This window comes from Cytobacillus sp. FSL R5-0377, from assembly GCF_038004385.1.
In the GTDB taxonomy this organism is placed as follows: Bacteria; Bacillota; Bacilli; order Bacillales; family Cytobacillaceae; genus Cytobacillus.
Window position 1 is genome coordinate 87,413 of record NZ_JBBORA010000002.1, and the last position, 24,791, is coordinate 112,203.

Genomic DNA, 24,791 nt, shown 5'->3' on the forward strand with positions numbered 1-24,791 from the left:
AATATAACACGGACGATGTTTCATCATTCATTCTCAATCAAACGCAAACAACAAAACAAGAACCCTTATAAATCAAGCGCTATTAAGCACAAACGATATGTAGCGTTACCGTTCTTGTAACGTTAAATAGCGCTCTTTATAATTCAATTACGAAAACGATAGATTCATACATATGCGTTTGATTCAATTACGTTATTGATTTATTAAATTTCGTAAGGTAGCGTTCGCGCTGATGTTCGTTTGTGGCAAATATCGCAAGCGCTGCGAATCGTTCGGAGCTTGTTAACGCCTAATATATCAACGTTTTGAGTTGATTTATGGATATATTAAGTGTAATATTTCTTATAAATGATTGTAGAAATCTACAGTACTGGAGGTGATTGTGTGGAAAGCTTAGATATGAAAGAACTGCTTATGAAAGAATTTGAAAATGATCCTATATACAGAATGGCTGTTTTGAATGGATTAGAGGACAGCGTGTTCACAATGGGTATTCAATCAATGCATAAAGACATGACATATAGCACTGTTGAGGCAGGTCGTATTATTGAACGGTCTGACTCTACAATTAGAAATCATTTTCGTTCAGATCTAATCGAGTACATTCAACCTGAAAAGTTCGGGAAGTTTTACAGGTTAAATTATAAAAGTGTATTTCGTTTACATTTAATATTTGTATTAATGGACAAGGCCTCTAAAACTTCTGTGGATCTTCTTGCTGAGCTAGGAATGCAACCTGGTGTTTCCATGGGAGGGAATGTAAAGAGGGTTCAACGTGAAAGTACCGATCTTCAAGAGTATAGCGATCAGCTGCAGAATAATTATGAAGAACGTTTATCAACTATGGAGCGAAATCTAGGATTCCAGAGTAAAATGCTGAACATACTTAAGTACGAAAAAGATATTTCTGATATTGAGAGAAAACTAGAGAGAAAAGAAGTTGAGATAGACCAAATCAAGACAGATGCTTATATGAAGTACTTAGAAGAAAAACAAACGCAGCTGCTATCAACCTCATTGAAAAAAAGTATTCAAAAACCTTCTTTTTTAGGGCTTTTTAAGAAACCTGATATTATTGATGTTGAGCAAATTAACAAGGATGTAGAAACAAAGCTAAAAGAAAAAATGGATCAAGAAATTAAAGAGAAGATCAATATAGCAAGAAAAGAAATAGAAACACTTCAAGAGGAAAAGAGGAAAGTAAATACGTTATTACAGCAAGAGCGTGAATCTTTTTCGAATATGCAGCTCAATACTGATGTAGATGACAAAAAACTATTAAGTGCAAATATGAAATAGATTGAAATTTCCGAACATATGTTTTATAATGGGCTTACTAAAGTTGTTCATAAGGGGTGGGGCAGAGTGTTAACATATTATTTTAAAGAGAAAACAGTTAGAACAATTGATAAAGTGGTGGTAGCTGCAACCGCAGTAACTCTGCTAGCAGCTATCGCCAGGACAATCATTAATTGGTAAGTTCAATATCTCCTAAAGCTATTAAAGCTCATTCAGTAAATATTTACTGAATGAGCTTTTTTTAGTCATTATTATTGTATTTCTAATGGGTTTTTGTTAAACCTTAGCTGCGTTCTTGGTTTGAAAAATAAATAAAATACAGGGTACAACTGAACTCTAAAAAAGTTAGGTTTCAAAACCGCTGAGTAGTTAAGGTGAGTCTAAAACTTGCGGTAGTAAATTACAACAAAAAACCACTTAAAATTGGCAGTATTTTAGTTTTTAAGGAAGATACGAACATATAATCTAGTATAATATAGGAAATATAAAGGTCTGATATTAGGAGGGGAGAATGAATGCCTTACGGATTTATTAAGCATATCGAAAATAAAGGGTATAGTGAGGAAACAGTAAATAGCTACGAAAAGGTTATAAACCAATTTTTTGCCTTTATTAAAGATAAATATCCGGAGAATAAGGAACCTTTTCAAATTACCTCTTCAGACATAATCAAATACTTAGAGTATCAACGTGATATAAGAGAAAAAAGTATCTCGACAATAAATAAAGAACTTGCCATTTTAAAGACTATGTTTAACTATTTTTGGGAAACTGACAAAGTACCTTTAAGTGTTGATCCTGCAGTCAAAATCAAGAGGTTTGTTGTAAAAGAAAAGCCAACTGTGCACATTCAATTTCACGAAATTCTAAAAGTGCTTGATCTAGTTCTGCTTAATGATGAATATTCGCCGCTTAGAAAAGTATTGTTTTTATTGGCCACTAAAGGCTTAAAGATGGCTGAGTTTGGATTTACCAAGGATAAAGTTAAAGATAACGCAAATAAAGATATAGTTGAAATTCAATTGAAAAATAGAACCATTACCCTCCAGGGATCTGAAGTGGCGTACTTCCATGAGTACTTTTACTCCACTTTTTTTAATGGCAGCGAGTATGTATTTACGACAAAACATCACGGAGAGAACGTAACTGGACCTATACAGGTAATGTCCATGCAAAGTCATTTAAGAGCAATATCTCGTGATTACCTCCCTGAAGGATCTCCAGCTTTAACTCTTACTATAATTCGAAGAGCTATCGCATTTGATCTTTATTCTAAAAAAGTACCAATCCAGCTCATAGCCGCCGAATTAGGAATTGAAGAAAATACTGCATCATACTATCTGAAACAGATAGTCGAAGGAACCTATACCCAAAAAGAACTTGAATAGGCTTCAAAATTAAGTGTATAATTGTGGAAACAAAAACAAAAACAACAATGGGAAGCACCCAGAAAAACTATCTTTTATTGGAGATGGTTTTATTCTGGAGTGCTTTTTTTTTATGGGAAAGGAGCTGTAGCGTTGGAAGATAAGCAAGTTGCTAGAAACCTATTAGATTTCTCCAAAGCAGTCTTAATAGGAGAAGGAGATTTTAATTTCAATAATTCCAATGATGTATTATCTATACCTTTTAACAAACAAAAATCTTTATACTTATCGGAAGTTCTTAAGAATGAGCAGATTAGTAACTATATTGAAATTAATAGTAAAAAAGAACAGCTTAGTATACATTCACATCCAATTTTAAAAACTTTGAAGGACCAATGGTACAAAGATAATTCGAAGATATTTAGCTTAACCTTAGATCCAGGCTTGGTTACTTTAAAATCGATTATTGTCTGCATCAACTTATTTGGAATTAGAAAATTAGAAAGCATATCACTACCAACCAGTATTGATAGAGATCATCTTAAAACTCTTTCATATTGTTTAGAAAAGCATTTAAAAGTACCAGTAACACCTAGCAATAACCAAATGAAAATAACAGATATACCTAAACTTGTCACATCTGCAGTGAGTGACATCTCTGCTTTACATAGCGCAGAACTATTAAATTATCTTACTACTAAAGAAAAGAAGCTTTTGACAGAAGGGATCTTAAGATGAAAGTTAAAGCTATTTCTCTAATTCTATCTAGTTCTTTGCTGTTAACTGGATGCGGTGGTTTATTCGATAAAGAATCAAAAAGAATTGAAGCTCTAAAAGAAGAAAAGAAGCAAGGTGAACTTAAGGATAGCAAAGAAAAAGAAGAACAAGAGAAAATATACAAAGATATGGAGAGACCAGTTAATGAGGTAGTCTATGAAAATGAGTTAGATACCTTAAAAGAAGTTGAAAATCTAGACTACAAAAATTTAGAAGAGTATAAGGATGCTGCAGAGTTTTCAAAATTTGTCGCAGACGCATTGTATAAATTCTACACAGTGCAACTTTCTCCGGAAAACTATTATGAATTCCTTTTACAATATGGAACTGAGTCAGTAAAGGAATCTTTACCTTCTAAGGATGATGCTGTAACTGTATTTTCTTCATTACAGGACCTGTATCTAAAACAAAATATTAATGGCGAAAGCTACACATTAACAAATGTTACTTTTAACCGGCTTAAAAATGAAGGGAGTTTTTATCGTAAGGTTTTAACAACAAACGGGGAGGAGTATTTTATATCCATAATTCAAAAGGAAAATGGAGTCTGGAAATATGCTGATGATAGTCCTTCACCTCCATATGAAGTTCAGGATAATGCTTCATAATACTTACAAAGGAGAATTTAGATGACACAAACCACTGAGATTAATATTTATGAATACACACAAAAGAAATTAAAAGCCCACCAACAGAATAATCAAGAGTTCAATATTGATTTAGCAACAATCTATGAGTTCTATAAAAATAGATTATTACAATACGTGCAGCATGACAAAGTAGAGAAGATGGAGAATATGCTGTTTGCAGGAATTCAATCACAAATATTTAATGGTTACTTTATGGCAATGGAATTAATGCAAAACAGCGAATCGAACTTTGAGGATGATTGGTTTAAACAAGCAGAAGGGGTAATAGCGCAACAAATCCCCGATATGCTCCGAGTCGGCTCAAATAATAACCTAGAAGAAGTAATAACCATGGATAGCCTTAGAGAGTTGATCAAATGGATGGTAATTGAATATGAGGGTGTTTACCCTACCCTGATGGATATATCCTTAAATACGGCTTGTTTAGGGGCATTATGGGCTTTTAAAGACGAGGCTAATAAAAGAGGTATACATTTTTATAAGTCTCAACACAAAGGCATTATGGCTTCTCTAGATGACATTACCTTTATTAATCCTCAGAACTATCTTAGTTTAACTGCAGTAAATAGTTTAAGTGAAGTTTGGGAGATTATAAATTCAGATTATAGAGGATTAGACAAAATAGGAGAAGTAACAGTTTTGGCTGTTGATATCGGGGATAGCGAAAAAGGTCTTTTCCTGAATATCTCAATAAAAACTAGCCTAACTGATTTAGAGCAGGACAATCTTTTAGATCAAATAGTTACTAGAGCAGTTGTTATGAATACTCTTGATACAGATAAACTTACAGTTAACTTAGCTCAAGTAGACAGTTTCTTTCAATACAACTAATAAACAAGACCAAGCAGATTGCCTCTGCTTGGTCTTTACATATCTTCTTTTCGAAGTACAAAAAAGACCATCTAAAAAATGATGGTCTTATAGAAAATAATTTATTTTATTGAGTTATCGGCTCACTTCTCATATATCCTTTCTTAGAATGATAAAATATCTTATGGGTAGATACTGTTCCTAATTCGAATATTTCATTCAATACTGTGGATGCTGCTAGAGCTGAGTAACGATTAGTTATCACTCTCTGCGGATTAGAAGCAGCAAGTTCAGTACATGAAAGTTCGGACGGGGCAATTTCATCCTGGTCTTCTAAAATATCAGGAAATACAGAAGCAACTGGCTCAGAAATTACATTCCCATTAATTTTAAGGCCACATACCAATTGACCCGTAAAGCCTGATCGTTCATAAGTTTCCAACTCTTCTTCTGTCCAGGCATCTTTTGACCGGATACGGAAGTCATTGGGAACCTGGACTTCCTCATTCCCAATATCGATATATAATAGGTTATCTACTTTTTCAAAGTATTCATGGAATACCCTTCTAGAGAAATTGTTATCAACACAAGAGATTAAGATTGGTACATATGATGTACTCCAGCCATGACAACCTTCATAGTCTGTATTAAATAAATTGTCTAAGGTTTCAACATTCTCAATATAACTAGCGCTATATGTTTCAATGTTTACCTGGTAAGCTGAGCGATAACGTTTAGCTAATACTTCCGCTTTGTTCCTTTCTAAATCTTGGCGTAAACAAAGCTGGTTAGCTAGGTTCTTTTCTTCATAATGGTCATAATCAGCAATCACCATTTTGCCCCACACATCAAAAATATTGAGCATTTGAGCTACTTGCTGAATGACATAACCTCCATTACCTCCCGCTCCAACTAGCACAATATGGGTGAAAAGTCGTTTGCCTTTTGTAAAATCCACAGATATTTTCGGCATATTACTCAACCTCCACATTTGAGATATCACTAAGATAAGTCGCATAGTCATCAAATACCGGGTTTTCAAAAACATTAAAGGGATTAATATTAAAGTGTTTTTGAGTCTCCTTGTTAAATGTTCTGACGATTAAGTCCGGAAAAAATTTATCCAGGCGGCCAACTATGGCATAAAGGATAGGGGACCTTTCGTTAGCATCATCCACTGGAGAGGGGATAGCCGGCATTACATGATGAGAGTGGATCTCCATAATTTTCATTAAGTTTCTATCACCGTATTTCTCAACATAAAGCCACGCATTATCATCATCGATTGAGCAAAGCACAGAATTAACCACTTGCTTGGGAAAATCTAAGATAAATGTTCCTTTGTCTCTGTCAAGGTAGATGTCGGCATGAACCTCCGTTCCAAACTTACTAGAAAAATCTTTGGCTACTACGATAAAATCAGCCAATATGTGAAAGGGAATTTTCTTTTTCTTTGAACAGGAAGAAACCTCTGCAGATGCAGAGGTCTCCTTACAATCCACCATACCTTTCTTCTTTGCAGAAAGTACGGGTACAATAATGTTTTTCTTCTCAATGTATACAAGTTGAGTAAAGTTGGCCACAAGCTCAGGAAAGTCATCTTCTAATTTCTTTCTGAGAGCATTTTCAGAAATCGGCTCAAATGCTGATTCTTCTCCATCATCATCTTTTTTCTTCTTTTTAGTCGGAAGTCCATTTTCTAGCTCTTCTATTGAGAAATAGTTGGTAACTGGCAAGTCCATACCCGCATAGCGAACAATGGTATCAACCAGGACTTTAAATGGATCCTTTTTTGGAGCAGCTGGTGTAGAAGCTTTGGCCTCTTTCTTTTCCACATTTGATTTCCTTAATTTTTCGATTTGTTCTTCTCGCTTTTTTACGGCGGCTGCTTTTGCAGCTTCAAGCTTAATTACTGCCTCATCCTCAATATCAAACAGTTCCGATAGGTAAGCATTTGAGGTTATCTCCAGCTTTTCCCCCGGTTAACACCGTACGTGCGATTTTCACCGCATACGGCGTCCCATCTAATCCAATCAATCCATCCCTATATCACTTTTCTGTGAGCTTTTTCTCTTAACTTGTTAAGTTTTGAGATTTGCTCATTATTAAGATTGAAACTTTTAAGAAGGGGAATGATTTTTCCCTCATCCTTCATATGGACAAGTTTATGCAAATCCTTATGGATAATGGTGAGATTTTGATAACTGTCATCTCCACCATATTCCTTTGGGGTTATGTGATGACAGTGTATCTCTTCAATCCCGAGAATTCTTTTGGATATTGAACATTTTCCATATTGAGCAATAAATTTGGAGATACGATTATCGTTGTATTCAATGCTCGTATCTCTAATGAAGGATTTCATAAGCAATTCTAGTACTCTTTTATTGATACTCTTAAGACCTTCATGAATTTTCTTTCTCCCCATTACAGTATAGTTACATATGTTCTGTGAGAAGTTCATAGCAGGCTTGGTTTTCTGAGCATATATGGGTATTAAGACCATACCTTGTATTTTCCAAAGCTTTGGTTTATAACTACCGTATCGTTTTTTAAGAGTCTTAGTCATATCTGCTGTTGAAGCTTCCGCAAAGTTTTTTCTTAATCGATTATAAAGAGCTATTCTTAGAGAATTGTTTATCTCCGCTAAATCTAACGAAATATTAGAAGCCACCGAGTAGTAGTTGTGAATTCCCATAACCACCGAATTGAAGTTCCAAACTGTATCAGCGTTTGGATTCTTCTGGATTCTTCTAATTTCTAGTTTTATCTTGGCTTTGGCATTTCCTTTTGCTTTTTCAGTCATTTTCGATTGTGCAACAAGTTTCTTACATTTTGCCACAGCTTTAATTTTAATACCTAGAAATTCGCTACCTTGCTTTTTTAGATTTATAACTTTAGATTTTTGAGGACTTATATCTAAACCTAATCTAGTTTTAAGAAAGTCTTTGGTAGCGTAGAAAATTTTCTTAGCGGTTTGGTAATTACTACATAGGATTTTAAAATCATCAGCGTATCTGACTACAAAGCATTCTTTCAACCTCGACTTTTTGAGTGGGGCAAACTTGTTTTTTTCAGTCTTATAATGGAATTTCGTTTTGAAAGTTTCCCATTGATTACTAATCCACCAATCAAATTCGTTAAGCACAATATTAGAGAGAAGGGGACTAAGGATACCACCTTGGGGTGTACCTTTAGTTGGTTGTCCTTCTCCTTCAATTTCAGCTTTAAGTAGGCGAGATATTATGGAAATTAATGCTTTGTCCTTTATTCCTAATGCCCATATTTGTTTTAGAAGTTTTCCATGATTCACATTATCAAAGAATCCCTTGATATCAATGTCTACGCAATAGTATTTCTTTCCTTTGTTAATCAGGTCGTTCATACGAGCTATAGCATCATGGGCACTACGATTAGGTCTAAAACCATAGCTGTGCTTGTGAAATTTAGCTTCACAAATAGGGTCAAGAATTTGCAGAATACACTGTTGGAAGATCCGATCCCATATGGTAGGAATCCCTAGCGGTCTTTTTTCTCCGTTTTGTTTAGGTATTAGCACACGTCTAACTGACTGTGGTTCATATCTATTAAACATTGATTTGACCTTAGCAACTACTGCTTCGACACTTAGGTTCTGTATGTCAGTTATATTTCTTCCATCAGTTCCAGGTGTTTTGCTTCCTTTGTTTCTCTTAATATTTCTGTATGCTAGTCTTATGTTTTCCTCTTTGCTCATAAGTTCTACAAGGTTATAAAAGTTGTTCCCATTCAGGCTACGTGAATACAGTTCATCAAGGGTTGCTTGAAGAGAATAGTATTCTACATGTCTGAGTTTGGCTTTCTTTCCTTTAGTCATAAGTTGGTTCCTCCTCTGAGGAGATAAACCTCTCTTAGTCTTACTCGAACCTTATAACTCGTCAGAAATGTCACTTTTAGTTGGATTAATCTTCACTAGACTAATGGCTATCCCTCCACGTTAATTAGACGTTTCATTGGTACTGTGCCATTACCTTCATCTGCTTAAATCAAGTTATACAGTTGGCTAATATCACCAGTACTTTCCTTGAACCGTTTCATAGGGGGCAATCCCTCCACGTAGCAGATTTACCACGTTCCATTATTCCTATCTGTGCATAAACCCTTAGATTTCTTCTTTGGACCTGTGATCTTGATTATGCCTGTAACATAATATGGACTTTCATATCAGCAAATCTTACTCATCCATAATCACAACTCATATTGAGTCTCTGAACATTTCTATTCAGCTATTTTATAGATCCGTACATTCGAAGATTCGTCAGTTCTAACCAAACATAAAGGTATTCTGAACATTCTAATCATAGGTTTTTTATAGACTCCCGACCTATCAGCTACACCTTCCACCTCTGGAGAGCTTTCGTCAACTTTACTTGTTACGGTAGCTTTTGGCCGACTTCACCGAGCTTCAAACACCTTGTTCTTTACCAAACATTGTGCATGTCGGAGTATTAGAGGAAGCCCTTCATGGCGTTACCCATTCATTTGACTTCTTAGAATAATAGTTCTACTAACTTGTTGTTAGTGCCTAACCTTTTAAGTTAGGAACGTGTCGCACTGCTAAAAATATCAGTTTGTTCTACCTTTGTCATTGTTTATTTCCTCCAATTAGTTTTTTTAAAAATTTCCAAGTATAGACTCTTTTAAAGGAACAAGCCATTCATCGTTAAAATCGTTGTCCTTAAGTACGGTAAAAAGCTCTCGTATTGTTTTTCCATTAGACGTCTTTGACCCATAGTCATCCCCGAACGGTGCCGCAAAAAAGATATTATGAAAAGTACTTAACTGAGATAGAGTTTTAATAGGAGGGAGTTCATTTCCACCCATACATACCTTTGTATCTGTGTTCACATTTGAAAAAGGAAACAGAAATAAAGGGGTTTCATCAGTTAGTATCCCTTGCTCTTGCACTGCTACAATGTTAGATAGGATTACTTTAGTGTCAGACACTGAGTATTTAAAAATCATCCTTGGGAATCCCACCTTCTCAAAAGCCTGAGAATGATAGGTAATATCCCACCGCCTTTTCGGTATCTCAATGTATACTTCATGCTGTTTAGCAGCTCGATTCACCCATACATGCTTTATGCAATTTTGCGGTAAAATAGGAGTTGAAATGTTTTCTCCACCTGCACTAGATTCCGATAGGATCCGGATTAAATCTGATAGAGTCATTTTATATAAATCCTGGATGAGACGGTTTTCTATTTTCACCATCTTGTCCAAGCTTTCTGTCTTTCCATCAAAACGGTCAGATAATCGCAGAACCTCTACATAACCTTCATAGTCATCAATTTTGTCAGATAGCTTGATAACATAATCCATTATCTGTCACACCCTCAATTTGTATATAAAAATCCTCTACTAATCTAGTAATTCTAGCCACTGCCTCAGCCGCTTCAAAAAATACACTTGTAAAATAAATTGCCAAGACCAATCCATATTCCTTATGGAAACTCATATCAAATTCAGTAAGATCTCCGTAAAGTTTGGATAATGGCTTTTTTAGCTTATCTATCTCACCCGTATCTAGTAGCTTTTGAACCTTATCATTGTTTAATAAATATAGCCGCTCAGGAGTAGAAGAAATATTAGATTCTTTAGCAATGGTTTCTAGTTTGTGTTCATCTTCATAATCCAGCTGTCTGAATGTTGGATAAAGTGCTTTTAATCCAGCTTCTAGAATCTCGAAAGATGAACCATCATAACCACCTGGATACACAATGTAATCCGGAAATTCTTTCACATTAACCCCTAAATCGTGCCAAATCTTTAATGTAAGAAAATTGCTTATTGATTCATCGTAAGCGTATTTTTCTTCTGCATCTAATAACATTCTCATGCCAATTCCTCCTTAAATGAAATCATCTTCATTCTCATAAACCTTGTTATTACATTTGGTTAATGAATAGATCAAGTCATCCCAGGCAGCGTTAATCTCCCATAGATTGTCTTTAATAGAGACTAAATCTGCCTGTGTCATTTCATCATCGTAGTGGGGGAGGAAATAAAACTCATAAAAAGCTCTAAGACCTCCGTTTAGATTAAAAGAATCAAAATCCACCTTTTTGGTAGGAGTATGATTCCATACATATTGAATGACTTTGGCTACTCCTTCCTCTTTCTTTTCAGAGGTTTGCTTTTTAATTTGCTTATAAGGCTCCAAAAGTTTTTCTACTTTATGAAAGTCAATCTTCAAATTAATTCCCCCATTAGAAAAGGAGGGAGATAACTCTCCGCTCCTTACTGTGTTCTAACTGGTAAGACCAGCTGAAGCTCTTCATACTCAGATTCACATGGAGTTAACAAGAAAGGTCTCATTTCTCCGTTGAACTTGAAACTTATGAATTCGTCATCGATGGCTTTTAAAGCATCAACAATGTATTTTCCCGAAAAGCTAATCGTGAAATTATCTTCGCCTTCTAAAGACTCATAATCTACAACCGATTCACCTTTGCCTGTTTGAGCGGTATAAGAAGAAATAGTTGCTGCTCCGTTTACATGAAGTTTAATTACTCCTCCTTGTCCATTGTCTGCATTATTAGCAATCCCGCGGATTATTTCAATTTCATCCAGGAACACTTTCCGATTAATCTTCATTTCCGCTTTAAAATCTTGCGGAATGAGACGGGAAGTATCAGGGTAGGTGCCTTCTAACAAACGACAATAGAACACCAAGGAACCACTTCTAAAGATGAGCTGGTTTTCTGATTCACAATAGATATGGACATCCTCCTGTAAATCAAATGTTTTATTCAGCTTATCAAGCGATTTCGCAGGAATAACAAACTTTAAATCCCTATCTGAAGTGTTTCTCACCTGGACTTTACCCAACCGGTGAGAATCGGTACAAACCATTTGCATACAATCTCCAGAAAGGTCTAGGCATACACCGGTTAATATAGGGCGTATTTCAGAATCAGCCGCAGCAAATCCCGTTTTCTTGATTAGATTGCTAAGGTCAGTGCCCTTTAAGAACAGGGTAGATTCTTCAATAGCAAAGTCGGGTAACTTTGGAAACTCTTCCGGGTCAAACGTATTCAAATTAAACTTAGACCGGCCTGATTGCAGAAGGAGGGTAAAACCATCAAGCTTTAAAGTAATGTCCTTCTTGAATCTTTTTACTGTTTCGGTCACTTGTTTAGGTAATACCGTTTTCCCTGGCTCACATATCTCAACGTTTTCACCATCCACAGGTACGTGAAAGCGGAATGATTCATTACTGTCAGAACCTATAAAAATAAGTTCTTCATTTGTAGCTTCCATGTAGATTCCTTGTAATATAGGGATATTGTGTTTGGCGTTTACTACCTTCTCTACCTTTTTTAAAGCATCAGACAAAACAGAATGATTAATTTTAATATGCATTGTTATTCCCCCAAGAGTTGTTTTTTTATAAATAAAAAAGCACAAAAGAAAGATAGAAAAATCTTCTTTAGTGCCTCTCCACAATTAAGCGATTTTAGTTAAATTTCCACTTTGAAGGTCCTCTTTAATAAAAGTAGCGACTTCTTTAACATGATCCTTCGTTAGGTGTATAAAGCAGCTAAACAAACTCTCAATCTTCACATTAGGAAGAAGAATTTGTACATATCTCAATGAATCACTTAAAGCAACTTTATAATTATTTGTGATAAGAACCAGGTCATTAACCGGCCTCAAAACACCATAAAATGCTCTAAGTTCCTCTTCTGTTGCTTTATCAAAAATATTTTGTAGTGACTTGCAAGCAGAATTTTGGGTCACCTTTTTGAACAGCGGAATAATAAATTTCGGTTGTTCTTTCAGACCCGTAGTTTCTAAATACTCACCAATTACCTTTAAACAACGAGAGCGGTTAAATTCTTCCTTTTGATTCTTTTGGTTAGTTTCTTTAGGAGGTTGTTTTCCGGTGTTTTTCTGTACAGAGTCATTTTTATTACTCTGCTTAGATTGGCTATTTTCTCTTTGGTATTGCTTTTCAGGCTTATTTTGAGGATCCTGAGAAGCATTTCTACAATTTCCTTTCTCATCAGCAGGCAAAGCCCAATCTGGAAGCTTTGGTGGCATCCAATAACCCTTAACATTAGTTTTCTTGTCGTTTATATAGTTGGATCCATCACGTTTATTATCAAAAACTTGTACGTAATTCTCTTCCAATCTATAATACCGATAGGTAAGCCAATTCTTCAGCACTACCCGTTAAGATTGACTTTTCCCCCGGTCCACACCGTACGTGAGACTTTCACCTCATACGGCGCTCCATCTACTTATCAGCTTGTGCGAATTTTCTTCCTGAACCGTTCCAGTTTCTTAAGTTCCTTATTATTCAAGATGCTGCTCATATCTACTGCGGTGTGTATAGCCTTGTGGATTTCCTTATGAACACAAGCCAAGTTTGGCAGTTTGTTAACTTCTTCTAGTGGAAGATTAGGGTCAATGTGGTGAACATGCAGGTTATGCTTCCCGAGAGGGACTCCTGTAATTCTACATTTACCTTTATCTCTGTTGAACGCGTATGCTCTGTTCATAAAATATTCAAAGTTGTATCGTGGCGAAGTAACAAGTTCTTTCCTAATTTTCTCAAGAAGGGATAAGCTTGTTATTTCATCATGCCTGATACCGATTTCCCTAGTTCCTTTTCTTTTTTCGATTAATGCTCGACCGAAAGGAGAATAGGGGGTTTCGTCTTGAACTTTTTGTTTGAACAGGTTTTCATTCATTTTTGCTAGATTGAGAAGCATTATGCCGACAAATCCAACTTCGGTTTCGATAGCCAAAGTTTTCTGTGTCCGTTCGGGATATTTGACCGCAAGGTTGACACATTTATTGGTAGATTGTAAGACTCCTCCACGTTTGGCAAGAATGTTATAAGTTTTTATTCTTAATTTATAACCTTCTTTATCCATAATGGAAGTATCTGTTGCATATGAATAATAATTTACTAGACCTCTAACCTTTGAGTTGTAGGCTAATATTAGCTGTGCGTTACTCAGTTTGTCATGATTTAACTTTTTATTAAGAGAGGTGAGTTCAGCTCTGAGTTCCTTTACTTTGCTCTTAATCTTCTTATCGGAAGGGGTAACATGACTGATGTATCTAGTCTTTTTATCTTTCTTCCTTTTACCTTTTATTCCTTTTAGAACTACCTTGTATTTAAATCCTAGAAATTCAATTGGACTCGTTCTGATGTTGGTGATTTTCGTCTTTTCTTCAGAGAGTTCTAGTTTAAGTTCCTTCTGGAGAAAATTTTTAATAACAGTTTTCCATTTATGCGCGTTGGATTTGTTATTTGTGACCAAAATCCAGTCATCAGCATATCTGATTAGATAGCCTGGTTTGAGTTTAGAAGATTTTAGAGCTCGTAATTTATGGTCGTGTTTTGAATATTTGTGTTTAGTGGTGAACTCTTCAAATTGCTTAGCAACCCATTTGTCAAAGTAATGCAGATATACATTAGCTAGGAGGGGGCTTAAAATGCCTCCTTGTGGGGTTCCAATGTCATTTCTGACAATATTTTTGAAGATACCAGCTTTGAGAAATTCAGTTATTAAGCATAATATTCGTCTATCTCTGATACCCATATTCCATAATTTCTTTATTAGGATTCTATGGTTTACTTTGTCAAAGAACTGACGAATGTCACCCTCCACGATCCAGTGGTACCCAGTACGGTGAACAAGGACTTTGATTCTTTCCAGAGCATGATAAGTAGTTCTTTCAGGTCTAAACCCGAAACTATATTTAAAGAATTGTGCCTCTAATATAGGTTCCAGAACTTGTTTCATCATTTGCTGGATTATTCGGTCCTCTAATGTAGGAATACCCAGAGGTCGTTGTCCGCCGTTAGCCCTTGGAATAAACACACGTTTTATGGTATGTGCCTTGAAATTCTTAATTCTATCGTGGATTAACTCAATGAGTTTTTCCTCGGATAGTTTTAAGTAGTCGCGTATTGTTTTTCCGTCGACTCCTGGTGTCATAGAGCCCCTATTGCTCTTCAGTGAATGTATCGCTGTGACAATATTGGGTTTTGACATCATTATTTCAAGGAGAGATGTGTGTTTTACCTTGATATTGTTTTCCAGTTGCTCTCTTGTTCTTGAGTGCAGCTTGTCTAATGTGCATCTTAATTCTGATTCTGATTCAAGAGTGTATTCTAGTTTTCGCACCATATTGCATCACCTCTTAATGAGATTTTGCTCTAAGGTTTAGTCGGTTACTGTTACACATTCCTAGAATAATTCCGCTTTTGCTTGATTGTAGACTCGGGCCCTTCCCTTCGGTTACATTACATAACCCTCATCAGTACTATGACCCTGCTGCCATTGGTGTAAAGGAATTTCAGTATTGTTTCAATACCTTATATCCACGAACCGGTAATTAACCACCGTATTGCGTTCTCACCAACTTCAACTGTTCCGCATGTTCTAGCCTTGCATATAACCTTAGGATTCACCTTTATGCCGTCAGTTACTAATGAATTAATCGTAATGTGGTTCATTAGATGAATAGGGGATAGTCCCTATCCGTAGATTTGATATATTTGATTATCATTTCCACAACTGAAAAGGTAGGGGTTTACCTCCTCCATATTTCTATGGAACGGATAGTATCGACATGTACATTCGGTGATTCGTCAGAATCTGTGATTCATTCTATCCATAGATATTTTATGGCATCCCGATTACTTCTCTTACCATGTTCCCACAGGAATTTAGGCTCGATTTTCACCGACTTCAACGGGCTTATAACAATAATAGGGTTATCTATTATTGCTATCCGTAGGATTAGACCTTTTCAAGAATTTACGATATTCTTGCAAGACTCACTTCCAAGTCTTGTTAGTCAAACATGCAGTTGGAACATTGTTGTTCCCTCGCTTTTATATAGTGTGTTTCCACAACTTTTTGTGCGAGAACAGTTCACACCAAATACCTTCCAATGCCCCACTGAACTGCAGCTCTTTTCATTGCACTTGAAAGGCCACCTTTCAATGATTCAAACTGAGTTTGCTCTGCTCCATCTGATTTTTTTATCCATTCGCCATCTACATAACATGAGATTGTACAAAGGACTCCTTGCATAAAATCAGAAAAATCATTTTGCCAACCAGCTGGTCCGAATACTTCATCTAATCGATTTTGAATTGCTCGATTTGTGACATAAGCTAAGACAAAGGCATATTTTTTACCATTGCTTTGACCACTTCGACTGACACGCCATTCAATATCCTTTGAAGGAAAAGGCGCTTGCAGATTTTGCATAACTTCCTCCATGCTACAATCTTTCTTCACAACAACAGCCCCTTAAAGTTTTTTAGAACTTTTCCACCACTTATTTTTCGCTCCATTAACGCAAAAAAACCTCTGAGTTTGATAGTTACAAATAAGCACAAAATGCCTATTTGAATTCCATCAACCCAAAGGTTGTAAGTTTAATAGAGTATCCGCTAACCAAATTATGGCTGCCAAAAAATAAAAAAATAAAAAAAGTTCCTGAAAAAATTATACAATTTTATCATTTAATTAACAATAATAAACTTCCAGTATTGTGCTAATGTGGTGTTTTTAACCTTTAAAATGTATCCCGATGTGCTATAATATTTCTATAATTTAATTTACTTAAAGCGATGACCGCTCAAACAGCCTTTTGTTAAAGGTGTGTTTAGCGGTCTTTTTTATTTGAATCTATAAAGAGGGGAGAACAGTTAAGTAAATGCTAACAGTTGATACATTTAATGAAATTGAAATAGAAGATGACGTAGAACGATTGTTAATTCTCCGAAAACGAATGGCCTTATCCCAATATCAGTTTGCAAAGGGGATGGGAATTAGTACAAGTTATCTTGGACAAATTGAAAGGGGCGAGGTACCATTCTCTCCCCAACTTAGAGTTCGGATTAACGATTATCTGAAGCGGGAGAAAGAGATTCATGAAAAAGATATATTTAGCAGTTTCTGATAAAGAAGATGGAGAAATCAGAAGTACAATTAAAGGATTGCTTCCCTTTGTAGATGTACATAAGCTATCTTCCAAGGAGGAAGTTTTAGAGGCAATAAGCAACCCATTTTTAGCATGTATCACTCTAAGTGACTTTCTGGATCAACATATTTTAGAATCCATTAAATTAGAGGGTCAACTCATTGTAATCGACTATGATAAAAGTATAAACGTTACAAATAAAAACATAGTTCTATGCAGAAGTACAAATGATACAAGAATGGCCATCTATGATTCACCTATTGGCCACTTAGGAATAGATAGAACAGTAATGGAACCATCCAATGATAAGCCGATAAAGAAAGAAATTGCTAATGAAACAGCTGAAAATGACGTTAAGAAGAGTGATAATCAGGAAAAAGCCATAGACAAATCACCTCCAGAATTCTCGAAGGAAAAGGATAATACAAACTCTAAAATTCCTCCAAAAGAAAACGATCTAGAAAAAAACTCAGAAAAGATCAATAGTAAATCCCTAAGTAAAACGCCAAGTCCGGAATCTAAAAAGGCAGCACCTAATCAAGAACATGACAACTCATCAGCTTCACAAAAAAAGAGGAAGAAAATATACATTTCTTCACCTACAAAGGCTCATGATTTCGGTAGAAAATTAAATGGTGTAAATCTCAGTACAGAAAAGACTGTGGGTATTTGGGCACCTTTAACAGCAGGGGCCACAACCTTCATTGTGGATTATGCCATATTCCTTCAGCAACATGGTGTTCCTATATCAGTTGTGGAGATCCCAAAAGAGAATCCTCACTTGTTTAAGATGTTACACCGGTTTGGTTCAAAGCCAGACAATTGGATTTCACTAACGGAAAACCTTTACTCCAATGACAATGGCAATAATAACTCTTTATGGATTTATAAAGGCGTCAAATGGTTCCCGGTAGGCTTAAATGATTTTGATATTGATCGAAACCAGGATCTAATTTTAGATTTTTTTATTTCAGTTAAAGAAAATGCTTATGTATTAGTGGATTTGCCTACCGGAAAGATGGATGATTCCACTTTAAATACACTTCCATACCTCGACGAAATTTGGGTAATTGCTGATGACCAGTTTGACCGAACTAAAGAATGGAAAAATTTCATACACAATACACTCATTAAGGAGTATAAAAAGCCAGTTAAATTGATTCATAGCCGCACTGGTACTCATAGCCGGCCAAAGGACGTAGCAGAATTATTAGACTTGGAGCTCATCACATCTTTACCTTCCATGTTTGACAGGGTAATGGCAAATAACCATGAGAGAAAACCATTGATTGCTGACATAATTGCAGCTCAAAAGCTCATACCGCCATTTATTAAAATAGCTAGAGGGTTTGTGGGGAAAGAATTTGATAAAATATACCGACCAACCTTCTGGATGAAAATAAAAAGAAAGTTATTAGATGCTGTTGATTGATTCTTCATGTAGGTGCTAAACTGATAGTAATCTATTTTCTTTTATTATTTCTTGGCTATCTTTTATGAGATAAGCGGTAATTTATCAATTTAGCGGTCTTTGGATCGAAGCAAGAGCTTTCTTTTTGATGCTCTCTCTTCTTTCCATTGGCCGCTTTTTTTATTCAATGGAGGTGGAAAAAAATGAATTTAAAGGAAATTAAAAAAGTCTTAATGACTGGAAAAGGAAAAATTTTAATAGGGACACACACTAAGAAAAGACTTAAAAAGCGAGGGTACTCTAAAGGAGACATTGTTTCAGCTTTATTTAATGGAGAAATCGTTGAAAGACAAGGGGCATCTAAGGTTGTAATAGCCGGGAGAGATATGGATGATAACCCGATTGTTGTGGTCATCGCTAAACATTCGCATTTTATTTTTAAGCTTGTAACAGTCATGCCGCCAATTGATCATTTCCGATTTAAGGATTGTGTGTAAAGAGCTTAAGAACTATAAGAAAGGTTGTTACGAATTATGAAATTAATGAGGCAAACTAGAGTCAAAGATTGGTATGAATACTATCGAACCCCATGTGTAATTTGTGGTAAGACAGGTGGTTGTATGGCTCACGTTGATGGTTCAGCGGTAGCTTGTATCCGAACTGAAAGTGACACTTATTTTTCAAAAAATTCGGCTTTACCTAGCTACCTTCACCTACTTAAAGGGGATAATAAGCGAAAGATTAACAAAGAGGAAATCGAAGAAATTCATGTAGGACATCCCAAGCAAAAAGATAAAGTCCTTAATACTGTTTATAGTGCATTAATAGAATGCTTAGAACTTGATGATGTACATTACAAACACTTAACTTCTCCTTCAAGACAGCTAGCTGATAAGCAAGTTATGCTAAGGCAATACCGCAGCTTTCCAGATAAGCCTTGGGAGGTAGCGAGATTGTTGAAAGAAGGTTTGGAAATTAAACATTTTAAAGGAATCCCTGGTTTTTATCTACAAGAAGAAAAGTACTGGACTATTGCCGGCAGCAAGGGCATTTTGATACCTTTTCGAAATCACTATAATGAAATTGTCGGTTTCCAGTACCGAATAGATAATCCTCAAAATGTGGTTGAAGTAAAAGTTAATCGCCCTGGTCTTAAAGCCCGGATTATAGAGCAACCAGATCTTGTGCAGGTCTCTTTTGATGGTGAAATCATCTTAGAGGAAGAGATTAAATCTAACAAAACATGGACAACCATTGTACATGAAAATGAAGTTAAAGGATGGGTTCGAGTAGTAAAAGGAAACCGTTATTTCTGGCTTAGTTCAGCAAAGAAACCAGAAGGAACAGGTTCAGGTAATCCAGCCCCCATTCATGTTGCAGTACCTACTTCTAAGTTAAAGGAATGGAAAGAAGGGGTTAGTCTAAAAGCAAGAACTGTATGGTTATCTGAAGGTCCTTTAAAATGCGACATAGCATCAGATTGTATTGGGAAACTATATGATCCATTAGAAATTGATGATATAGGTGATATCTTCTTAGCACTTCCGGGAGCAGGAGCATGGCGTCTAGCCCTTCCTGTATTAAAGGAAATGGGTGTGGAACAAGTAAATATTTGCTTTGATGCTGATGCCGTTTCCAATGTATATGTAAAGAAACACTTGATGGAATGTGCGAAAGGTCTAAAAGAAGAAGGCTATAGAGCAAACCTTGTTTTATGGAATGAAGATGAAGCTAAGGGGATTGATGACTTATTTATCAAAAACCGCTTACCACATATAAAAAAATTATTTTAAAAAATATTATTTAAGCTATAAAAAAGTCCTTTGAGTTGAGTTCTCAAGGGATTTTTCCTTTTTACATCAAAAACTGAACAAACAAAATTAAATGTTATTGGCAACTTTCCATCCCTTTCGTTGTTTGGCAGCTGATAAGATATTTGAACATTTAAAAGTCCTAAGTTGCTGCTTCCCAACATCCAATGTAAGAACAACTTCGCTAGTATAACTCCTTACAACCACTGCCCTATATGTGAGTTTCCCTGCATCATTCATATAAATTAGATCAATCGGTATTTTATTTTCCCTTGAGAAATTAAACAAGCATTTCATGTATTATCAGCTCCTTTTTACATAAAAATAAGGGAACTAATGTTCGTTTTCAAGTTGATTTAAGAACAAATGTTTGTATAATTATTGATATAAGGAGATGAGAATAGATGATCCGTGACAGAGGAAAAATTTAAACAATACTATAATATAGGGGAGGATAAATCGTTTTTAACGATATACTTCCCCTTCTTTTTTTACGTTGTAAATTCATTATCAATATTTAATTCTATGTAGATCTTATAGTAATTAATGATTAATCAAACGGAGGAACAAGATGGTTGTAGTAAGAGAGGTTGTTATACCTTCAGGGGAGAAAAGGTGGATAGTGTTAACTAATCAAATTGAGCCAGTCATTCCAATAATGAAATATATAAAGTACCTTGATAGTCTAGGAAAGGCTCCTAATACACTCAAATCCTATTGTTATCATTTAAAGCTTTACTGGGAGTTCCTACTTAGCCACGATAAGAGCTTTAAAGAAGTTGATCTAAATTTATTAGCAAATTTCATAGGTTGGTTGAGGATGCCGCAACAAAAAGGGAAAGTTAAATACCTTTATGGAGAAAAAGCAAAAAGAAGTGAGCAATCTATAAATATAATTGTTAACTGTGTTATCAATTTCTATGATTATTTAATGAGATTAGATGGCTTCGAGAAAGACCTTAAAACTAAAGTAATGAAAGAAATAAAGGTAAGTAAACGCTCTTATAAATCTTTCCTTAATCACATTTCAGATAAGCAGTTACAAACAATGAACGTATTAAAAGTTAAAGAACCTAGAAGAAAAATTAAAACTGTTACTGAGGAACAGTCAACACAGATTCAAAAAGCGTGTAAGAATATTAGGGACCAACTAATTATTAGAATAATGTATGAAGGGGGGTTAAGAGCAAGCGAAGTAATAAATTTATGGATAGAAGATTTTAATATTAATGATCACAGTATTCTTGTTAGAAAATCTAAAACGGTAGCTGGAGAAAACCGTAAAGTTTATGTTTCTACAGAGACGATGAATATTTTTCAAGATTATATTATTGATTATCATGCGGATGAGGTAGATACAAATTTTGTGTTTTTTAACTTATCAGGGAAAAATAAAGGAAAACCAATACAATATTGGACAATTCAATCCTTAATAAGAAGAATAGGGAAAAAGACTGGTATTGATTTTTCAGCACATATGCTTCGTCATACATGTGCAACTAACTTACATAAGCATGGAATGGATGCTTCATCAATTCAAAAGTTTTTAGGACATGCTCATGTTCAGACAACTATGCAAATGTATGTTCATCCTTCTGATGAGACTATTCGAAAACATTGGGAAATTGCAATGAAGAAACAAACAGGAGGCTTATATGACAACTAATTTAGTAACATTACTAAATTCTAATAAGAACATAGATCCTAAATTAACGGACTATTGGGCGGCTGACATATGGGAAGTGAAAGATTTCCCATATCCGAATAAACTTGGACGCCGTGTGGGTAAAGCAAAATTTGATTTTACGGTAATTCAAAATTCAAACATTAGGCACCAAATAAAATATTATTCGTTTTATGGTTTGTCTCATGAGTATTGGCTACTTTCCTCTTACAGCTATGGTACATACAATTATTTACTTTGGATTTGGAAGTTCATCTCCTCATACCGTAAAAATATCCAGTCGATAACAGAAATGCCGTATCAAGAATCCTTTCAAAAATATAAACAATTTCTAATTGAGAACAACAAACCTTTAAAAGGAAGTAACAGAAATAGTATTTCGAGATATATAAGTGTTTATAATGAGTTTTATAAATTTTGGACAGATTTTTATGATGATCGACCAGAATATAAAAAAGATTGTTGGAATGTTGAAAGGCTAGGCATTGAATTCAATATGTCCAGAAGAGATAAGAATATAAATTTCGGGAATATACCTTCTGTATTTCGTGAACTGGTCAAGAGGTATATGTATCAAACCCTTCTTGTTCAGCAGTTAATTACCTACTCAACAGCAACAAATATTATGAAAAAAATGTATTTATTTTTTGACTTTATTGTTGAAGAACATCCGACTTGGAGAGATTTACGCAATTTGTCCCGAATAGATATCGAACGGTTTCTCTTGTATGTCAGAAATATTGAGATGGGCGGCAGGAGTTACACAAAAAATCGCAAACCAAGTAATAGACACATTTTAGAATGTATTTCTAATGTTAGAAGATTAATTGAATACATGCAGAGATACGAATGGAAAGAAGCACCCGCAATACCGGTCAAACTATTGATTTTTAAGGAAGATATACCTAAAAGAAAATTTATTCGTTATAGTGATCATATTAAACATGTACCAGATGAAATTTGGGAACAAGTACAACAATATTTACACCTTCTTGAACCGGAAATAGCAAGATTAATTATTATTTTAGAGGCTAGTGGCTTCCGTGTCTCAGATGTATGTCAATTAAATTATGATTGTCTAATACGCAAAAGTGATGGCTGGTGGTTAATAGGTGATCAGCGCAAAGTTAGGCATGAAAAGCATACTGTTCCTATATCTAAGGAAATCGTAACTATTATAAAAATGCAACAAGAGTATGTACTTTCGCGTTCTCAAGGAGACGATAATCCTAATAGGTTCTTGTTTCCTGTGCTATCCGGTAGAAATAAAGGTAAAGCTGTATCACAGAAAATGGTGAGCAATGCCCTTAATCGGTTGGCACTGAAGATGAAAGTATTAGACAAGGATGGCTCTATTTATCATTTTAAAAACCATGCTTTTCGGCACCGTTATGGCGTAACCTTAATAAATAATGGAATGAATATTCTCCACGTACAAAAATTAATGGCACATACAAGCCCTGAGATGACTTTAACATACGCTAGAATACTAGATAATACCCTCCGTAAGGAATGGGAAAAAGTCGAAAATGCAGTTCGTTTAAATCCTTATGGAGAGGTTATACATGCAGATTTAAGTGAACAAGTTGAAGAAAATGGTCTTGAGTTAGAATGGATACGTCATAATATGGATTCCGTAAGACTAGACCATGGTTTTTGTATAAAAAGCCCGAAACTTAATTGTGATTTTTTAGAACAAACATTAGAACCACCTTGTATAAAGAATAATTGTCGAAGCTTTCATGTAGATCAAACGTTTTTAGATTATTACAATAGTCAGATCATAAAAATGGAATCGGATATTGAATTATATAAAAAAAGTGGACGTCATCGCTCTATCGAATTAATAGAGCCAAAAATAAGTAAATACAAGGAGATCCGTGACTTAATATCTGAGGGCACTGAAATCTTAGGACTATCAAAAGAGAGAAGAGAATATATAGGCTCAGAATGTAATAAAGGAGGACCACATGGCTAATATAAATCCAAATACTCAAGGATTAAAAACATATGCGTTACAGAAGAAAATAATTACGAAGGAACGTGTGGATGAAGCCTTAAAAAAAATGTATAAAGAGAACATGAGAATTAACTTTAATTCAGTTTCAAAAGTGGCCAAAGTATCAAAAGCATTTCTTTATAAAGAATTAGAGTATCGCAATAAAATTGAATCATTTCGAAAAGAACAGGAAGGAATTCAGTCTCTAAACCATTATAAGAAAAGTGTATCGGAAACATCGAAAGATGTCATTATTGAGGCATTAAAGAGTAAAATAAGTGAGTTAAACCGAAAAAATCGGGAATTGGAACTAGAAAACAAACAACTAAAAGAAACACGTAAAGTTGAGCTAGGGAATATTTATGACAAGATATAGTAAGGGTATCATTCCAACTCAAAATATCTGATTAAAAAGTCATGAAAAATAAAGTGCGATACATTTTAAACATGACTAATTTGTATCGCCCTTTTATTCAATTAAATTCTATAACGGTATAACACCTTAGCTTCTATTTTTGTTGAAGATTATTGCAAGGCATTATTGAACAAAATCTACCCCCGTTGTTGTTAAAATCCTCCACCATACAGTTCGAACTATCTCCTGGCTTAGCGTTTGGATTCGTTGATATATGAGGATTATTTATGTTTTTCTTACGTCTTCAATCTATAAATAGAGCAAATGTTAAAATCATTATTACCTTTTTTTTAGAGCCGCGAAATAACCTCTGATAAACTGATTACATTCAAATTGTAGACCTATTCTTTCTTATATGATGGGTCTTTAAAGTGTTCCTTAACCTCTATGAGCTGCCCTATAAAAATTTTTTCCTCATTATTTATTAGTGCAGGAAAATTATCCTCAACCTAAAGCCTTGATTCGAGATTTAAACCACTTTTAATTCTTTGAGATCATAGGGAATAATTACCGTTTTCCTCGTTTATCCATTTTTGGGAAGGTTTTATATAGCATATCTCGAAAATTA

General features: G+C 35.0%; 22 protein-coding genes. 12 read left to right on the forward strand and 10 right to left on the reverse strand.

Translation table 11 applies throughout. The features are described from left to right. Window positions 1-384 precede the first annotated feature (384 nt). From NSQ49_RS25345 to NSQ49_RS25365, 5 genes are all read left to right on the forward strand, one after another. Window positions 385-1,299 carry a hypothetical protein gene (locus NSQ49_RS25345; protein WP_159870457.1) on the forward strand — a complete coding sequence of 305 codons (915 nt, stop codon included), beginning with the start codon at window positions 385-387 and terminating at the stop codon, window positions 1,297-1,299. A 515-nt stretch (window positions 1,300-1,814) separates the two neighbouring features. Next, the gene (locus NSQ49_RS25350) at window positions 1,815-2,687 is read left to right on the forward strand and encodes a tyrosine-type recombinase/integrase (protein WP_019379635.1); all 873 of its coding nucleotides are present in this window, start codon (window positions 1,815-1,817) and stop codon (window positions 2,685-2,687) included. A 132-nt stretch (window positions 2,688-2,819) separates the two neighbouring features. After that, window positions 2,820-3,404: a hypothetical protein gene (locus tag NSQ49_RS25355; protein WP_159870460.1), complete on the forward strand. Its 585-nt coding sequence runs from the start codon at window positions 2,820-2,822 to the stop codon at window positions 3,402-3,404. Further along, window positions 3,401-4,051, forward strand: a complete 651-nt coding sequence (locus tag NSQ49_RS25360; protein WP_159870463.1) for a hypothetical protein — start codon at window positions 3,401-3,403, stop codon at window positions 4,049-4,051. Before NSQ49_RS25355 ends, NSQ49_RS25360 begins: the two co-directional genes overlap by 4 nt. A 21-nt stretch (window positions 4,052-4,072) precedes the next feature. Then, window positions 4,073-4,924, forward strand: a complete 852-nt coding sequence (locus NSQ49_RS25365) for a hypothetical protein (protein WP_009336108.1) — start codon at window positions 4,073-4,075, stop codon at window positions 4,922-4,924. 106 nt (window positions 4,925-5,030) lie between these two features. On the opposite strand, the gene NSQ49_RS25370 is transcribed toward NSQ49_RS25365, so the two are convergent. The 10 genes from NSQ49_RS25370 to NSQ49_RS25415 all read right to left on the reverse strand — a co-directional run bounded on the left by NSQ49_RS25370 (window position 5,031) and on the right by NSQ49_RS25415 (window position 16,185). Continuing rightward, window positions 5,031-5,876 (reverse strand): ThiF family adenylyltransferase, encoded by an 846-nt coding sequence (locus tag NSQ49_RS25370; RefSeq protein WP_159870466.1) that lies wholly within the window; start codon window positions 5,874-5,876, stop codon window positions 5,031-5,033. Window position 5,877: 1 nt separating this feature from the next. Continuing rightward, window positions 5,878-6,738, reverse strand: coding sequence for a hypothetical protein (locus NSQ49_RS25375; protein ID WP_341071722.1), 861 nt, complete (start codon window positions 6,736-6,738; stop codon window positions 5,878-5,880). 209 nt (window positions 6,739-6,947) lie between these two features. Next, the gene (gene ltrA / locus NSQ49_RS25380) at window positions 6,948-8,759 is read right to left on the reverse strand and encodes a group II intron reverse transcriptase/maturase (RefSeq protein WP_251168858.1); all 1,812 of its coding nucleotides are present in this window, start codon (window positions 8,757-8,759) and stop codon (window positions 6,948-6,950) included. Window positions 8,760-9,556: 797 nt separating this feature from the next. Then, a complete protein-coding gene (locus NSQ49_RS25385; RefSeq protein ID WP_159870472.1) occupies window positions 9,557-10,264 on the reverse strand; it encodes a hypothetical protein in 708 nt (235 codons plus the stop codon). Beyond that, on the reverse strand, window positions 10,239-10,781 hold the full coding sequence (locus NSQ49_RS25390) for a hypothetical protein (protein ID WP_159870475.1): 543 nt from the start codon (window positions 10,779-10,781) through the stop codon (window positions 10,239-10,241). Before NSQ49_RS25390 ends, NSQ49_RS25385 begins: the two co-directional genes overlap by 26 nt. Window positions 10,782-10,793: 12 nt before the next feature. Beyond that, a complete protein-coding gene (locus NSQ49_RS25395) occupies window positions 10,794-11,138 on the reverse strand; it encodes a hypothetical protein (protein ID WP_159870478.1) in 345 nt (114 codons plus the stop codon). A 44-nt stretch (window positions 11,139-11,182) separates the two neighbouring features. Beyond that, window positions 11,183-12,307 carry a DNA polymerase III subunit beta gene (gene dnaN / locus NSQ49_RS25400; protein ID WP_159870481.1) on the reverse strand — a complete coding sequence of 375 codons (1,125 nt, stop codon included), beginning with the start codon at window positions 12,305-12,307 and terminating at the stop codon, window positions 11,183-11,185. A gap of 84 nt (window positions 12,308-12,391) precedes the next feature. Further along, window positions 12,392-13,078: a hypothetical protein gene (locus NSQ49_RS25405; protein ID WP_201306615.1), complete on the reverse strand. Its 687-nt coding sequence runs from the start codon at window positions 13,076-13,078 to the stop codon at window positions 12,392-12,394. A 113-nt stretch (window positions 13,079-13,191) separates the two neighbouring features. Continuing rightward, window positions 13,192-15,093, reverse strand: coding sequence for a group II intron reverse transcriptase/maturase (gene ltrA, locus NSQ49_RS25410; RefSeq protein ID WP_159870484.1), 1,902 nt, complete (start codon window positions 15,091-15,093; stop codon window positions 13,192-13,194). Between the two features lie 750 nt (window positions 15,094-15,843). Next, complete coding sequence (locus tag NSQ49_RS25415) at window positions 15,844-16,185, reverse strand: Rad52/Rad22 family DNA repair protein (RefSeq protein ID WP_236566335.1); 342 nt, start codon at window positions 16,183-16,185, stop codon at window positions 15,844-15,846. A 451-nt stretch (window positions 16,186-16,636) separates the two neighbouring features. On the opposite strand from NSQ49_RS25415, the gene NSQ49_RS25420 reads away from it, so the two are divergent. The 7 genes from NSQ49_RS25420 to NSQ49_RS25450 all read left to right on the forward strand — a co-directional run bounded on the left by NSQ49_RS25420 (window position 16,637) and on the right by NSQ49_RS25450 (window position 24,184). After that, a complete protein-coding gene (locus NSQ49_RS25420; protein ID WP_009336117.1) occupies window positions 16,637-16,882 on the forward strand; it encodes a helix-turn-helix domain-containing protein in 246 nt (81 codons plus the stop codon). Then, window positions 16,854-18,335, forward strand: a complete 1,482-nt coding sequence (locus NSQ49_RS25425) for a hypothetical protein (RefSeq protein ID WP_159870487.1) — start codon at window positions 16,854-16,856, stop codon at window positions 18,333-18,335. The genes NSQ49_RS25420 and NSQ49_RS25425 overlap by 29 nt, the downstream gene beginning before the upstream one ends. Window positions 18,336-18,517: 182 nt before the next feature. Beyond that, window positions 18,518-18,811 carry a DUF4258 domain-containing protein gene (locus NSQ49_RS25430; protein WP_159870490.1) on the forward strand — a complete coding sequence of 98 codons (294 nt, stop codon included), beginning with the start codon at window positions 18,518-18,520 and terminating at the stop codon, window positions 18,809-18,811. A 36-nt stretch (window positions 18,812-18,847) separates the two neighbouring features. After that, complete coding sequence (locus NSQ49_RS25435) at window positions 18,848-20,107, forward strand: DUF3854 domain-containing protein (protein WP_159870493.1); 1,260 nt, start codon at window positions 18,848-18,850, stop codon at window positions 20,105-20,107. Window positions 20,108-20,696: 589 nt separating this feature from the next. After that, the gene (locus NSQ49_RS25440) at window positions 20,697-21,791 is read left to right on the forward strand and encodes a tyrosine-type recombinase/integrase (protein ID WP_159870496.1); all 1,095 of its coding nucleotides are present in this window, start codon (window positions 20,697-20,699) and stop codon (window positions 21,789-21,791) included. Further along, window positions 21,781-23,787, forward strand: a complete 2,007-nt coding sequence (locus NSQ49_RS25445; RefSeq protein ID WP_159870499.1) for a tyrosine-type recombinase/integrase — start codon at window positions 21,781-21,783, stop codon at window positions 23,785-23,787. The genes NSQ49_RS25440 and NSQ49_RS25445 overlap by 11 nt, the downstream gene beginning before the upstream one ends. After that, on the forward strand, window positions 23,780-24,184 hold the full coding sequence (locus tag NSQ49_RS25450) for a DUF6262 family protein (RefSeq protein WP_236566336.1): 405 nt from the start codon (window positions 23,780-23,782) through the stop codon (window positions 24,182-24,184). Before NSQ49_RS25445 ends, NSQ49_RS25450 begins: the two co-directional genes overlap by 8 nt. Window positions 24,185-24,791: the final 607 nt, after the last annotated feature.

Bases quoted from the DNA above. Each gene is read 5' to 3' on its own strand.
- NSQ49_RS25350 (WP_019379635.1), top strand. From the start codon at position 1,815: ATGCCTTACGGATTTATTAAGCATATCGAAAATAAAGGGTATAGTGAG.
- NSQ49_RS25360 (WP_159870463.1), top strand. From the start codon at position 3,401: ATGAAAGTTAAAGCTATTTCTCTAATTCTATCTAGTTCTTTGCTGTTA.
- NSQ49_RS25365 (WP_009336108.1), top strand. From the start codon at position 4,073: ATGACACAAACCACTGAGATTAATATTTATGAATACACACAAAAGAAA.
- NSQ49_RS25370 (WP_159870466.1), bottom strand. From the start codon at position 5,876: ATGCCGAAAATATCTGTGGATTTTACAAAAGGCAAACGACTTTTCACC.
- ltrA (WP_251168858.1), bottom strand. From the start codon at position 8,759: ATGACTAAAGGAAAGAAAGCCAAACTCAGACATGTAGAATACTATTCT.
- NSQ49_RS25385 (WP_159870472.1), bottom strand. From the start codon at position 10,264: ATGGATTATGTTATCAAGCTATCTGACAAAATTGATGACTATGAAGGT.
- NSQ49_RS25390 (WP_159870475.1), bottom strand. From the start codon at position 10,781: ATGAGAATGTTATTAGATGCAGAAGAAAAATACGCTTACGATGAATCA.
- dnaN (WP_159870481.1), bottom strand. From the start codon at position 12,307: ATGCATATTAAAATTAATCATTCTGTTTTGTCTGATGCTTTAAAAAAG.
- ltrA (WP_159870484.1), bottom strand. From the start codon at position 15,093: ATGGTGCGAAAACTAGAATACACTCTTGAATCAGAATCAGAATTAAGA.
- NSQ49_RS25415 (WP_236566335.1), bottom strand. From the start codon at position 16,185: ATGCAAAATCTGCAAGCGCCTTTTCCTTCAAAGGATATTGAATGGCGT.
- NSQ49_RS25420 (WP_009336117.1), top strand. From the start codon at position 16,637: ATGCTAACAGTTGATACATTTAATGAAATTGAAATAGAAGATGACGTA.
- NSQ49_RS25425 (WP_159870487.1), top strand. From the start codon at position 16,854: ATGAAAAAGATATATTTAGCAGTTTCTGATAAAGAAGATGGAGAAATC.
- NSQ49_RS25430 (WP_159870490.1), top strand. From the start codon at position 18,518: ATGAATTTAAAGGAAATTAAAAAAGTCTTAATGACTGGAAAAGGAAAA.
- NSQ49_RS25435 (WP_159870493.1), top strand. From the start codon at position 18,848: ATGAAATTAATGAGGCAAACTAGAGTCAAAGATTGGTATGAATACTAT.
- NSQ49_RS25440 (WP_159870496.1), top strand. From the start codon at position 20,697: ATGGTTGTAGTAAGAGAGGTTGTTATACCTTCAGGGGAGAAAAGGTGG.
- NSQ49_RS25445 (WP_159870499.1), top strand. From the start codon at position 21,781: ATGACAACTAATTTAGTAACATTACTAAATTCTAATAAGAACATAGAT.
- NSQ49_RS25450 (WP_236566336.1), top strand. From the start codon at position 23,780: ATGGCTAATATAAATCCAAATACTCAAGGATTAAAAACATATGCGTTA.